The 13823-nt window shown below is 43.8% G+C and carries 13 protein-coding genes; 6 read left to right on the top strand and 7 right to left on the bottom strand.

Features of this window, described 5'->3' with window-relative positions:
• Window positions 1-6: 6 nt before the first annotated feature.
• Window positions 7-2187, top strand: a complete 2181-nt coding sequence (gene gnpA / locus OM416_RS26345) for a 1,3-beta-galactosyl-N-acetylhexosamine phosphorylase (protein ID WP_264934400.1) — start codon at window positions 7-9, stop codon at window positions 2185-2187.
• Window positions 2188-2426: 239 nt separating this feature from the next.
• Window positions 2427-2648 carry a hypothetical protein gene (locus OM416_RS26350; RefSeq protein WP_249913525.1) on the top strand — a complete coding sequence of 74 codons (222 nt, stop codon included), beginning with the start codon at window positions 2427-2429 and terminating at the stop codon, window positions 2646-2648.
• A 138-nt stretch (window positions 2649-2786) separates the two neighbouring features.
• Here the strand turns inward: OM416_RS26350 and OM416_RS26355 are convergent, their stop codons facing one another.
• Window positions 2787-3110, bottom strand: coding sequence for a hypothetical protein (locus OM416_RS26355; protein ID WP_169482361.1), 324 nt, complete (start codon window positions 3108-3110; stop codon window positions 2787-2789).
• 113 nt (window positions 3111-3223) lie between these two features.
• Window positions 3224-4168 (bottom strand): alpha/beta hydrolase fold domain-containing protein, encoded by a 945-nt coding sequence (locus tag OM416_RS26360; protein ID WP_264934405.1) that lies wholly within the window; start codon window positions 4166-4168, stop codon window positions 3224-3226.
• Between the two features lie 179 nt (window positions 4169-4347).
• Here OM416_RS26360 and OM416_RS26365 point away from each other — a divergent pair, with 179 nt between their 5' ends.
• From OM416_RS26365 to OM416_RS26375, 3 genes are all read left to right on the top strand, one after another.
• Window positions 4348-4677, top strand: coding sequence for an ArsR/SmtB family transcription factor (locus tag OM416_RS26365; protein WP_264934407.1), 330 nt, complete (start codon window positions 4348-4350; stop codon window positions 4675-4677).
• 221 nt (window positions 4678-4898) lie between these two features.
• Entirely contained in the window at window positions 4899-6674 is a 1776-nt protein-coding gene (locus OM416_RS26370; protein ID WP_264934409.1) for a SulP family inorganic anion transporter, read from the top strand.
• A gap of 168 nt (window positions 6675-6842) precedes the next feature.
• The gene (locus OM416_RS26375) at window positions 6843-7832 is read left to right on the top strand and encodes a phosphotransferase (protein ID WP_264934411.1); all 990 of its coding nucleotides are present in this window, start codon (window positions 6843-6845) and stop codon (window positions 7830-7832) included.
• A 111-nt stretch (window positions 7833-7943) separates the two neighbouring features.
• On the opposite strand, the gene OM416_RS26380 is transcribed toward OM416_RS26375, so the two are convergent.
• The 5 genes from OM416_RS26380 to OM416_RS26395 all read right to left on the bottom strand — a co-directional run bounded on the left by OM416_RS26380 (window position 7944) and on the right by OM416_RS26395 (window position 12372).
• Window positions 7944-8936: a DUF4003 domain-containing protein gene (locus tag OM416_RS26380; protein WP_264934413.1), complete on the bottom strand. Its 993-nt coding sequence runs from the start codon at window positions 8934-8936 to the stop codon at window positions 7944-7946.
• Between the two features lie 42 nt (window positions 8937-8978).
• Complete coding sequence (locus tag OM416_RS26385; protein ID WP_264934415.1) at window positions 8979-9539, bottom strand: hypothetical protein; 561 nt, start codon at window positions 9537-9539, stop codon at window positions 8979-8981.
• Window positions 9540-9720: 181 nt separating this feature from the next.
• Entirely contained in the window at window positions 9721-10116 is a 396-nt protein-coding gene (locus OM416_RS26390; RefSeq protein ID WP_264934417.1) for a hypothetical protein, read from the bottom strand.
• A gap of 169 nt (window positions 10117-10285) precedes the next feature.
• On the bottom strand, window positions 10286-10651 hold the full coding sequence (locus OM416_RS31850; RefSeq protein WP_319951934.1) for a DUF6713 family protein: 366 nt from the start codon (window positions 10649-10651) through the stop codon (window positions 10286-10288).
• A gap of 35 nt (window positions 10652-10686) precedes the next feature.
• Entirely contained in the window at window positions 10687-12372 is a 1686-nt protein-coding gene (locus OM416_RS26395; RefSeq protein WP_264934420.1) for an AraC family transcriptional regulator, read from the bottom strand.
• Between the two features lie 232 nt (window positions 12373-12604).
• Between OM416_RS26395 and OM416_RS26400 the strand changes: the two genes are divergently transcribed.
• Window positions 12605-13594, top strand: coding sequence for an ABC transporter substrate-binding protein (locus OM416_RS26400; protein ID WP_264934424.1), 990 nt, complete (start codon window positions 12605-12607; stop codon window positions 13592-13594).
• Window positions 13595-13823 lie beyond the last annotated feature (229 nt).

The following is a 13823-nucleotide window of genomic DNA, read 5'->3' on the forward strand; positions in this document are numbered from 1 at the left end:
ACCCAATTGTCCAAACCAACCAAAGGCTCGTTTACACTACCGGGAGAATCCGGTTATGAGGCACTGACGCTGGAGCTTGCCGATCGCTGGGGTGCTGATGTAATCCGTGACAGTGACGGTACAAAATTGTCCGATGAGATTATTAATGCCGGATATGGCATCTATTCAACCATTTGCATTATTCGGGATCATAATGAGTGGGCATCCCGTAATCTGGATAAGCTGCAGCAATGTTTTCTCATTACGAATCCGAAGGTCGCTGTTCAAGATTATGTATCGATCTATCTGATGGAGGACTTCTTCGCTGAACAATTCAGGGTGAATGATTCCAAAGAAGCGTTTAAATATTGGCAGGTTTATGATCGAACGACTGGGGAAGAAGTCCCCAAAGGACAGTGGAATTATGAAAGGGAATCTGGCAATGTTGTGATTACTGGCGTTGCTCCTTGGCATAAATACACGGTGAGTTTCATGGTCTATCGGATATGGGAAGAGATCTCTATGTACAATCATACGACGAATAACTGGGACAAAGAGCATCTGATGCAGATTGATCCGATCTATACGGACACGCAAACGTATCTGCTGGATTGGATGGAAACGTGGTGTCAAAACCATCAGGAAACAACGGTTGTACGTTTTACATCCCTATTTTATAATTTCGCCTGGATCTGGGGCAGTGATGAGCGGAATCGCCATCTGTTCTCGGATTGGGGTTCATACGATTTCACGGTAAGTTCGAGAGCGTTGGATCTGTTTGCTCAAAAATATGGGTATTCACTCTCGGCTGAGGACTTTGTGAATGGTGGTAAATATCAGGTCACTCATATGCCTGCGGATCAGCGCAAACTGGACTGGATGGCATTTATCAATGATTTTGTGATTGAATTCGGTAAGAAATTAATTGATATTGTGCACAAGCATGACAAGCTGGCGTATGTCTTCTATGATGACAGCTGGGTAGGCATGGAGCCGTACAACGATCGCTTTGAGGAATTTGGATTCGACGGCATGATCAAATGTGTGTTCTCCGGTTATGAGGCAAGAATGTGCTCAGGCGTTAAGGTCGATACCCATGAGATTCGATTGCATCCATATTTGTTCCCAGTTGGCTTAGGCGGGCTTCCTACCTTCAAGGAGGGCGGAGATCCTACCCTGGATGCGAAGAAATATTGGATTAATATCCGACGTGCGCTGCTGCGGGAGTCGATTGACCGGATTGGACTAGGTGGATATTTGCATCTGGTTGAGCCTTACCCGGACTTTGTGGACTACATCGAGAAGATTGCCCATGAATTCAGGGAAATGAAAGAGCTGCATCAAGAGGGAAAACCATATCAGATCAAGACAAAGGTAGCCGTTCTTCATAGCTGGGGCAAGTTAAGATCGTGGACCTTGTCCGGTCATTTTCATGAAACACATATGCATGATCTGATTCATGTGAATGAGGCGTTATCCGGTTTACCAATCGAGGTCCAATTCATTGATTTTGATGATATTCGTCAGGGTGTATTGAAGGATGTGGATGTTGTCATTAATGCGGGTTCTGTTGGTTCTGCCTGGAGTGGTGGAGAGCACTGGAACGACCACCAAGGTGTAGACATCCTGACCCAGTGGGTGTATGAAGGCGGTACCTTTATGGGTATCAACCAGCCTTCAGCGGCCCACGGGTACGACAGTTTTTTCAGAATGGCGCATGTGCTTGGGGTAGATGAGGATACAGGTGCAAGAGTCGTTCATGGAAAATGGTCGTATGAGGCTCACGATGCGCAGGGGCTGGTGCCGAAAGGTGCTAATATCGCGTCAAAAGGTAAAGGCAGAATATATCTTACGGATGGGACAGCCAAGGTATTGCACGAGACAGATGGCAACATTACATTGTCCACGCATGCTTTCGGGAAAGGGCAAGGAATCTACTTATCTTCGTTCGAATTCAATTGGGAAAATACGAGATTGCTCCAGAATCTGATTCGTTTTGCCGGTAATGAGGTGGGTGAGGCGAAGTATATTCCGGATAACTTGTATACCGAGTGTGCCTACTACCCTGAGAGCAACATATTGGTTGTGATCAATAATAGCGATCAGGTTCAATCTACGACGATTGATACGGAGCATGGAAAACAAACCGTGGAATTAGATCCGTATGACACGGTGATCACCAAGATTGGCTTAATCAAATCAGTGTAGAAACGGATATGGGTTCTATTTTAGAACGAAAAAAGCTCAAGCCTGCGGCGATTCGCCAATGCTTGAGCTTTTGTTGTATTCAGTGTCTATTAAAGTCTGTATTCCCGACTGGATTGATGAGTTAAATGCGAATTATACAAGAATTTTTATGGAAATGCAAGAGGAAAAAGATTGCTTTTACGTAGACTATCGTTTATTCTAAAAAAAGGAAGTCTACTACATTTTAATAGGAGGTATGGATGATGGAAAATATGATGATGATGAACATGATGATGAATATGTGCATGGAAGAAATGATGTGCAAAATGAAATCCATGAAGATGATGATGGAATGTATGGAAGACAAGAGCATGATGGAAGGCATGGATATGAATAAAATGATGTCCTGCATGCAAGAGTGCGACGAAATGATGACCACTATGATGGGCATGATGAGCAACATGAAGAAAGCATCCATGTAATTCATTGATTACAAGTTCGACTTGTAAAGCTGGCGGGCTTTACAACTCTGCAGAACAGTTCACTGTATGCAGTCCAAAGAATAGTAAGCCTTTTAATAGGGCGGGTTGAGCAGACGAACTGCAGACCGGCTTTTTTTCTTATTTATATTGAAGAATCTTCCGCGATACATCGATCCGCATCAGCTTTAATTTAAACCATTGCTCCTGTAAAGATTCCGTCTGGTATCCTTCTGAAGCGACTCTTAGCTTGCTGAAAATGTCCACCAGTTGCTTGTTGATTCGGTCATAACTTATAAGCAATTCACGGAGCAGTATAGCTTTTCGTTCTTCCTCCAGCAACGCATCCTTCTGATCACGAAGCTTTCTGAGAATATCTTCAGCCCATTCCGAGTCTTCTATTGTACGGGCAAAATTATATAAGTCCAAATAATCGTTAACCCAAGTTTGTGTCAAAGAATCCATGGCGTTATTCACTCCAGTCAGCTACGCTTTTCTATATACCGAGTATTATACCCGGAATAATACAATTTACAAGTGCTGAATGAGATTTTTCTGGATTTTTTTCCGTTATAGTCTTATAAATGTGATTCATGTGATCCATGTTTAATGATATTAATGATATTGTGCTTAGCGTCTTTGGCTTCAGGAATCGGATACAGTACGAAGACGTGATTCATTTTGGGATAAACGAAAGTATGATGCTCAATACCTTGCTCCGTTAGTTTTTTATCGAGTTCCATATTGTCCGGAAATAGACCTTCATGGGTTCCGATGAAGATGCTAATCTTGCCAAGCCCTTCGAAATCCCCGTAGATTGGACTAATGAGCGGGTCATCCAGCTGTTTATCGGCTGCCCAGATTCGCCGAATCACATCATATCCTTCCACAGCCAGCATGGGATCTCTGGTCTCATAATCGAAGATAACTGGATTATCCAAAACCATATCCACACACGGTGATAATAGAATAATATCTTTGGGCTGAGGAAGAGAATGCATCTTCAGGTAATGTGCAAGACTTAGCGAGATATTTCCTCCTGCTGAATCTCCCATAATGGTTAGCTGCAAGGGACTTTTTATGGATGCAATGATATCGCGATACAGATTTAAAAGTCTTGGATACGTATGCTGATAGTTGAAGTGAGGCACTTTGGGATAGATGGGAGCGATCACTTTGGCATTCAGTGCCTGAGCCATATAATCCATGAACTTCCAATGGAAGGACAGTGGTTGATGCGTATGGGCGCCTCCATGAATATAGAGAATCACTCGTTGTTCAGGGAAACCTTGGTCATTTAAAGTAAATACCTGCATGTCTTCATAGGAACGCTCCTTGATAGTCGAAGTTAATTTAACTTTACCTAACTGATAGGGCTTAATGTTCTCAACGCCCATGTGCTCCAGATGTTTCTGCGCAAGTTCCCGTGTCGATAGATTTTTCTTGCTATCTAATGTTCCGATGTATTTTTCTAATAGATAGCTCGTTACAGAGCGTCTTTTATTATAAATTTGTATGCTCATTTAAGGTTCGTCCTCTCATCATTGAAGGTTGATATGTATAGTATAAAGGTTGAAGTATACTTCAAGGTCAAGGCTGGTATGCAGCAGGCACTGATCGTTACGGTATAGAATGAAACTTATAATCGCATCTATGTTATGATCTTTATATATTCAAAAGTTTGAATAAAGGGGTATAACGTATGAATCAGAGCATACAACAGTTTAAAGCGGATTTTTTCAAAGCCTTGGCTCACCCCATGCGGATTCAGATTCTGGAGTTGCTGAGTGAAGGGGCGAAGAACGTCAACGAGTTGCAAAGTATCCTGGGGTCAGAAGGCTCCGCCGTTTCGCAACAACTGGCTGTATTACGCAGCAAAAATGTTGTGCAGGGTCTGAAGGAAGGGACTACGGTCACATACTCTCTGCGTGATCCTTTGATTAAAGACTTGCTGGAGGTTGCCAAGCAGATTTTTGACAATCATCTGGTTGATGCCATTTCCATGTTGGAAGATATCCGCAAAGAAACATAAACAGAATCAATTTCATAATACCTTTTTAGTGAGTTATGAAATTGATTCAACATGTGAAACAAGAGGAGCCGGGAAGTAAGTAAGTTCAGGTAACTTCTTGTTTTTTGCATGTAATTCACGTCTCAGGTGTGAGCATTACGATTGACAGGGTGCTCACAGGAGCGTAGTCTTTTTATTATATTTAAATATTCAAATATATGAAGAAAAGAAGGTTAAGTCAGATGAAATGGATGGGGAGATATGCAGGGTACAATGGATCTGCTTTTCGGAAGGATCTGTTATCAGGGCTTATTGTAGGTATCATTGCTATTCCACTCGGTATGGCGTTTGCTATCGCTTCCGGGGTCAAGCCGGAGTATGGCTTGTATACAACGGTGATCGCAGGGATTCTCATTTCCTTACTAGGTGGTTCCAAGTTCCAAATTGGTGGGCCGACGGGGGCATTCATTCCGATCCTCTTCGCCATTGTGATGCAGTATGGATATGAGAATTTATTGATTGCCGGAATCATGGCCGGAGTGATGCTTGTACTAATGGGGCTGTTTAAGCTTGGGGCGTTAATCAAGTTTATCCCACGACCCGTGACCATTGGATTTACGGCGGGTATTGCCGTCATTATTTTCAGTGGGCAGATTGCTAATTTTCTGGGACTGCGCGGGATTGAGAAACATGAAGATTTTTGGTCCAATATGAAAGAAATCGGGACGCATATCTCAACCATTAATATATATAGTTTGCTGACAGCAGGTTGTTGTCTGGCTGTTATTCTGCTTGTGCCGAGATTTGCACCGAAGGTGCCTGCGTCACTGGTAGGTCTGGTTCTATCGACGGTAGTCGCAGCGTTGTTGTTTGAAGGGCAGGTGACTACGATCGGATCGTCCTTTGGCGCGATACCAAGTTCCTTGCCTCAATTTCATGTGCCTGGGATTACGTGGGAGCGAATCGTAAATTTGCTGCAACCCGCTTTTGTCATCGCCATGTTGGGCGGAATCGAATCGTTGTTGTCTGCTGTTGTGGCGGATGGTATGACCGGAAGTCGTCATAACAGCAATCGGGAGCTTATTGGACAGGGCATTGCTAATATAGTAACGCCGTTATTTGGTGGTATTCCTGCAACAGGAGCGATTGCGCGTACGGCAACGAATATTAAATCCGGAGCTGTATCACCATTGTCTGGGGTTATTCATGGTGTAGTAGTCCTACTAGTCATTGTTCTGTTCGCACCCTATGCTTCCCATATTCCACTTGCAAGTATGGCCCCAGTCCTGATGATGGTTGCCTGGAATATGAGTGAACGGAGATCGTTCATGCATGTCATGAAAACCAAAACGAGCGATTCGCTCGTTCTGCTCATTACCTTTTTACTGACTGTATTTACAAGCCTAACGACAGCTGTAGAAGTTGGGTTGATTTTGGCTGTCCTTTTATTTGTTAAGCGGATGAGTGAGATGTTGAAGGTTGCCAAAGTGCTGCCTGATCCCAATCATAAACATGAGAAAGTGATGGCCCACATGGTCCGCGAAGGACATGATTGTCCACAAATAAATCTATATACAATTGAAGGGCCGTTATTCTTTGGTGCAGCAGATAGGTTTGAGAAGTCAGTCATGGATTCGATTCATCGGCGACCAGGTATTTTGCTATTGCGTATGGGCAAGGTGCCCTTTATGGATACGACAGGTGAATCCAATCTGGCCCATGTTGTCAAACATATGGAGAGTTCTGGAGGAAGGGTTTTACTTTCAGGCATTCAGGCACAACCGTTGGAGATGCTCAAGAGAACAGGACTGATTGACCGGATTGATCCTGATCATATGTTTGAGCATACGGGTGATGCCATCAATTATGCATTAGCGCATCTGGATGAACAGAAATGTAGGGGATGCAAACATTTTGCCTTTCGTGAATGTGCTGCATTGTCGAGTGCTGGAACCGATCCAGAGCGTATGAGCAAGCTGAAATCTGGAAAGCGAGTTAATGCCAATAACCCTGTATAATTTGCCGAAGAGAGACGGAACTATGGGATTCCTAAGCGTATTTAACCGTTTAAAATATATATTCTGGAAAATAAATTAAAATTATACTATGTTATAGATTGATAGGTGAAAGGATTACATCATTCATCAGAAGAGAAAAGATTCATATTAAACTGAAGGAGCAACCATATGTCCATTCAACCGACTGCTTTACGTTCAGTGCTTAACCCTAGATACCTGGAATCTGCTTTGAGGGATCAGTATGACATTGGAACATGGAAAGAATGTTTGTTTTGGCTTAGAGGATTGAATGATACCTACCGGGTTCGCACGTCCACTGGCATGTATATTCTCCGTATCTACCGCACTGAAATTGCGGAGGCGGATGTTCAGTACGAACTATCGTTATTATCTCAACTGAAGAATGTTCTAGCTTCTGCGGAACACACCGACATTGGGGAATACATCAAGAAGAATGATCAGTCTGATTATACTGTGCTGGAAGTTGCGGAAGGCAAGCGGGTTGCTGTAATGTTTCGGTATATTGAAGGAACGGAGAACAACCTGGAAGATGAGGAGTCTTGTTACGCCTTTGGTCAATCTGCTGCTGAATTGCATAAGGCTATGGATCAGGTGAATGTGGAGCTGCCACGATATGAGCTGGATCTGAAGTTTCTTATTGACGAACCTCTTGAGAGAATTATCAACTACATCGGTGAGAACAATGAAGCAGCAGTATTTCTACATACATTTGCCACAGCTTTAAAAGAACGCATCGTTGCCGTTTCCGGACAAGGTCTGGACGTTGGACTGTGCCATGGCGATATGCATGGGAACAATAATGCTTTTCAACAGGATCATCAGTTTATCCATTACGACTTCGAGTGGGCAGCCAAAGGCTGGCGTGCCTATGATTTAGCTCAAGTGAAAGTTCGAAAAAGACAGTCTAATGAGCGAAAAGTAGCATTATGGGATGCGCTAATGGCAGGGTATCGTTCAGTCAGAAGCTTCTCTACGGAAAATGAGCAGGCAGTTGATCTCTTTATTGTCGCCCGCCGATTCTGGGTGATGGGGCTGGATGTTGCTTTTATTGAGAGTGATATGGGTGCGCTGGATTATGGTTCGGATTGGCTGGATAGTTTCGTGGAAGAGTTCCGGGATACGGGGATTGTATCCTAGTGAATGATGAATACTATTTTAGGTTTGGACTTGAATGCTTTGAGCCCCTTCCGAGTGAACTTGAACTCGGGAGGGGCTTTTTCAACTTATATGCAGGTAACATGATCACTTTTAGCTCGACGATGATGATGAAGCGGCAGCAGCCGATGCTGCGGCAGCTGCGGTCAAGGCCGCCTGCTGGGCGATAATAATGTTCGTGATACTGGTTGAGATCGCTGTCGTAAGCACACCGTTTCGCAGATTCTCCACATGTTGAATGGCGATCAACGCAGATGAGAACAGGAGCAACTCCTGTTTATCGATCGACCAAGCACCGAAGCCTTTTTGAGTCCGTAACCAGTCATTTGTTTCCGCGACTTCATCAACTAATGAGTCTCTGTCCGAAGGCAGTAGGGAAAGGATACCGAGAGAGGGTAATGTGTACGTTTTATCCATTCGGAGATCCCTTTTGCGAAAAGCTTCATTTAAGGCAATCACACGAGCACTTGCATCCGGGGTATCATCTCCAAGAACCAGTACCTGTGTTAACGCCTGCACACTGTTTTTGGAGGAGAACTCTGGCTTTAATTCGCCATAAAGTTGTTCCATGCGTGCCACACCAGACTCCACGTCGAGATCGGAGAGGGCTAACATGGCAGCGAAAATGTAGTCATCCTGTCCAGTAAGGAAGCGATGCTCTGCTTTCATGCTGTCATAAAATGATTTGGCCCGCTCCACCGTAGGTTGAAACTGGTCAGGTGATACCTGAGTAGCGATCTGATAGGCGGCAATAACCAGATAATCGGAGGTGCGGAATTTGATCTCTTTCATCAGGTCATAGACATGTAGTGTATCTGCCAGCTTTGTGTTCTCATCCGTTGTAAGGGAGAGCATGGTGGCAATGCTAATGGACGAATTACCTCTGAATGAAGAGAAGAGTTTCGTGTTTTGCTTGATCAACTCTTGGTTTTGGCGAATGGCTTCTGCATCAGCAACTTTATTCTCCGCTGCATAGAGCAAGGCAGCCAGACGGTGAATCATCCCATGTTGCCATTTGAACGACTTCTTGATGATTTGAGTGTTGGAAACGAATAATTCAACTCGTTCTGTATGATGCTGCTGCATAAGTAGACCTCCATATTCATTGTTAGTTTATAGAATAGAATTCTATTTCATGATCAGATTACCTTCACGTTGCAACATGACCTCTTCCAATGCCTTGAAGCTGCTGGATTCAGGGTCTACCTCGCTGCTAGACAATCGTACCTTCTTTAAGTTAGGCAGATTCAGAAGCAGACTTGGATCGGAGAACGATGTTTTACATAAATCCAATATTTCCAGACCTGTTAGGGTAGAAATGAAATCCCATGACTTGGGTTTAAGTTTGGTCACATCAAGGTTTTTCAATGTTTGCATATCCGCCAGATGATGCAGATCCTTCACTTTAGTTTCCCAAATCCAGAGCACCTCCAGTTGAGGGAATTGGTCACGGATGTTCTCCACCGACTTCAGTTTGGTTTTCTCTGCATAAAGTACTTTTAGGTTGGGACAGACGCCCATTCCCTGAAAACTCTCCACCGCTGAGCCTCTAATCCGTATTTCTTCGATACCTTGATGCTCATGGAAGGGGCTTAAATTGGTTAGAGGGGCAAAGTTGGCATCCAAAATCTTTAAATTGTGCAACTGGGTTACATATGAAATATCGACCAGTTTCTTGGGCGCAATCAAGTGGATTTCTTCTACATCACTGTATTACCTCCATTTAATTTAAGAAAAATAGAATAGGTTGTTTATCTTATATTACCCTTTTATTTAAGGGGTGCTACTTCCATAGAGGAAGTGTATCAACATAAAAAAAAGACCGCAGTCAGCGGTCGTAGGTTAGATTGATCGGTGATCTATGTTTGATCTAATTGAAAGAAATCGTGTAGGCTACGTTTGGGTATGCCGTCGTCGAACCTGGAACACGTTCTACGACAGTGATCAGCGTGCCCGGGCTGTAGTAGGCTGAACCGCTGTAATAAGTAGTGTTGTTCACGATAGCTGTACCCAGATCGAGTGTCGTATTATTATAGCTCCAGTAATAATGCAGCTGAAGGGTATTAGCTGTGTTTGTCGTAATTTTCACGCTGGTACCCGTCGTTTTGGCGTTAGGAAGAACATAGGCGTATCCTTGCCCGGCCGAGAGCGCATTATAATAGGTGCCTCCATAGATTACGATGGAGGGGTTAGCGGAAGCGGTTAGGCTAAACAGAAGGGAAATGCCTAGAATAAGTGCAAAAAATGTGCTAATGCGTTTTTTCATCAATTGCTCATCCTCTCAAAATAAAGTGTTTTTATAGTTTAACTAGATGTAAACCAAAAACCTTTTCGAAACGGATTGGAGCCCCTCCTTATTCAGTTTATGTTAGCGCTAACATTCCTAACGGCTATACTATATACCAATAAAATACAGATGTAAATAGTGGATCAGATTAGATGATTAGGAATATCAAATGAATTAAAGCGATTATTCCCATAGGGTAGATCAATGATCTGGAAAATCCATTTTTAAATTCATTTCGAGGGTGCTTTTCGAAAGAGAAATGCAGTACGGTATGTATGATGAAAAAGATATCCAGGACCCAAAATGTAATGGTTTGATACGAGCTAAAAAGCAGAGAAAGAATAATTGTGTACATAGGTAAATGAATCCAAGTGAAATACCTGTAGGCTTTATCATCTTCCATATCTTTTAACACAATAAACAATTTCCACTCGGATCGCCTGATGGCATCCATTTCGTGAAGCAGGAAGAGAGATAGGTTAAACAAAAATAAGACCAGTAAGAAGTCAGGCATGTGAAGCCTCCCATTTTTCAATTTTATACAAGTAGTTAATTCTTCATCATAGCTCCACGCAACAGTTCTGGCAATGCATGTAGCACATGCATACGTTCCAGCGCGCCCTCCATATTCCAGTGTTGCCCTACGTGATAGACTTTTCCGTTACACACAGCAGGAAGATCACGCCAATGAGGGCTTTCCAACCAACTCATCTCGCGCTTATAAGAGGCAGGGTCATCGACGTTCCCATCTCTGGTTGCAGATATTACAAAAATATGATCCCCTACATAACGCTCAAAATCCCTCTCTTTCATAGAAATAAAAGGCTCGCCTTGCTCTATTAATGTCGCTACTTCATGAGGAGGTCTGAATCCATTGGCGTGGTACAGTGTGTTTGTGAGGCCTTGAGAGGCCATGACATAGAGTTTGCCATCATTACCGTCGACAAGAACGGTGGCACTTTCGCCGGGTTCAAATGCACCTTTACACACATTCCACATGTATTCAGCCATAGCATCATATCGGATCAGCCAACGTTCCGCTTCTTTTTCTTTGCCGAAAATTTGGCCCAAGGTCCGCAAGCGGCTATCCAATGTTTGCTCACGATCCAACACAATGGTTGGAGCAATGGTATTCATTTCATCCAGAGAAATACCATAATAGTTGGCGACGAGAATAAGGTCGGGCTTCAGCTTTCGAATCTCCTCAGGCTTGGGGGGAAAGCTGATTTCAGTTGTGTTTTGCATTGGAGCGGTATCGATGAATTGGCCTAATAGACTTTTGGGACTACCGACTGGGAACAAATCCAGGGCAATCAAGTCACTTGCGGTATTACGATCCAGATATACAATACGTGATTTGTCCTTGGGGAGTTCCAACAGCCTTCCTGTAGAGTCACGGAAAAGAATGTCCTTGTCCCTGTCGCTTTGCTTATACATCGCTGCATACTCTCTAGGAGGCAACCCGGTCTTCTGGCGAAAACGTCTGACAAAGTAATAATGATCATTGAATCCAACCTGATGGGCGATGGACTCGATGGTTTCTTCGGTCTGCAAAAGCAATTCCTTGGCCCGATTCAAACGAATCTCGGTTAGATATTCAATCGGAGTTTTGTCTGTCAGTGAGCGAAACAGCTCATTGTATTGCCATAAGGAGACCCCGGATATATCGGATAGTTCCTGCACTTTAATTTTCTCGGCGTAGTGTTCCTGCAAATAGATAAGGGTGCGTTTAACGGCATCTCTGGCATTTTCCAAAGAGGGAGCTTTCGTATTCTGTTCAGAGAGAGACAGCATCAGCATATGGAACATAGGTTGATAGGCATTGCTTTCTGCTTTGTTGATATAGGGGCGTTGACGAATCATATCCTGAATAATGGTGTGTACGCTGGAATAGGAACGATCGGATCGCAACGTACTTTCATCAAAGGCAGGACTTGTGTCGAACCAGACGGACGAGGCCTGAACTTTGATTATATGAAAAGAAAACATATAGACGGCGAACGGCTCATGAGCCTGCCTGGTTAGTACGATGTCGCCTCCAGGTCGAATATAAAAACATTGTTCTTCAACGGCAGTAAGGGTTTCTTCCCCCAGATCCAACCTGAATTTTCCGGAAACGACGATGAGGAGACGATGCTCTTGCGAAGGCAGTATGCTGACGGGTTCCTCCATAAAATCAATCTCGCTAAGCGAGTAGACTTCATGTTCCTGATCGGTATGTAATAGAAGCTTCATGCCACAATCCCCTTACTAATTGATAACGATTCTCATGGAATAGCATAGTTTAAATACTCTCTTTTTTCAACCAATTGATAGGGGAGATAGAACATAACTTGGTGTTATACCTGCTAAGTATTGTCTGAAAAGCCCTGGAATTGTCCATTGATGCGCCTATGCGAGATCGTTACTATAGGTAGAAGATAGTGATAATGATTATCATTAAAATAGAGTGAATGGGGAGAACGTCATGTATAGTGTGAAACGGTGGGGATGGTCTATTGGTGCGGTTCTCGTGCTGAGTATCGGGCTAAGTGCATGTAATAGCAATGAGGGTACTTCGGTAAATGGGGGAACAACGCAGCAGACAGCCGTAAAAGAAACGGAAGCCGCTGCGGAGAAACCGGAAATTAAAGAGTACGTGGATTATCTGGGACGTAAGGTAGAGATTCCAACTGATCCGCAGAGGATCGTCTATTATGATAATAAAACCTTCGGGGACATGCTGGTACTTGGAGCAGATGCAGTCGGTCAGGATAGCCGATTCGAATCAATATATCAGGATCAAGTCAAGGATATTGAAGATCTTGGTGCGCCGTTGAATCTGGAAAAGCTGGTTGAGCTTGAGCCAGATCTGATCATCACAGGTCTTCACGCTCAAGGGGAGGAGTTGGATCAGATTGCGAAAGTGGCGCCAACGGTTGGAATCGACGTAGATGCTCCATTGGAGCAGCGCCTGCCTGTACTTGGTCTCCTGGTGAATAAGGAGGCAGAGGCACAGCAGTGGCTGGCCGATTATGATGCGAAATCGGAGCAAGCCTGGAATGCGTTCAAACAGAGTGCGAACATCGGTCCGGATGAGACGGCAACGATATTTTTAAACACAAATCGTACGCTGTATGTTATGACGACAGGGCTGGCTGCCGATTTATACTCACCTTATGGACTCGATATACCGGATGAGGTGAAGAAGGTAACGATTAATGAAGGAATGCCATGGGCTCAGATATCACTTGAGAGTCTGCCTTCGTTTGCCGGGGATCACGTATTCCTGATGGCCGCTGGGGCAGGGGAAGATTCCGCTGAGAATGACGAGCTGATGAAGTCCGCCATATGGAAGGACCTTCCGGCAGTTAAGAATGGTCATGTGTATGTAGTGGAGCAAAAGTGGAATAAACGTGATGCCTACACGATGCATGAATTTTTGAATGAACTGCCTGCCATGATGAAGCAGCAATAGTTCGGTAATAAGTAGTAGAGTTGAGAGAGCCTCCTGTTGAAGGGAGGTTCTTTTTGTACTATCGTTCTACTCCACACATCTGACTGCCATATTCATTAAGCGGTTATCCTATACCTATATGTGTAGTGAATCCGTTTCCTCACATTCCTTGTTGTATTTCTGCGGCACATCTCGTACAATTTGGTGAAGCAATTCTGCATTGCGTTAATGTGAATGTGAAAAGGGGAGA

The organism is Paenibacillus sp. LS1, assembly GCF_026013365.1.
GTDB lineage: Bacteria > Bacillota > Bacilli > Paenibacillales > Paenibacillaceae > Paenibacillus.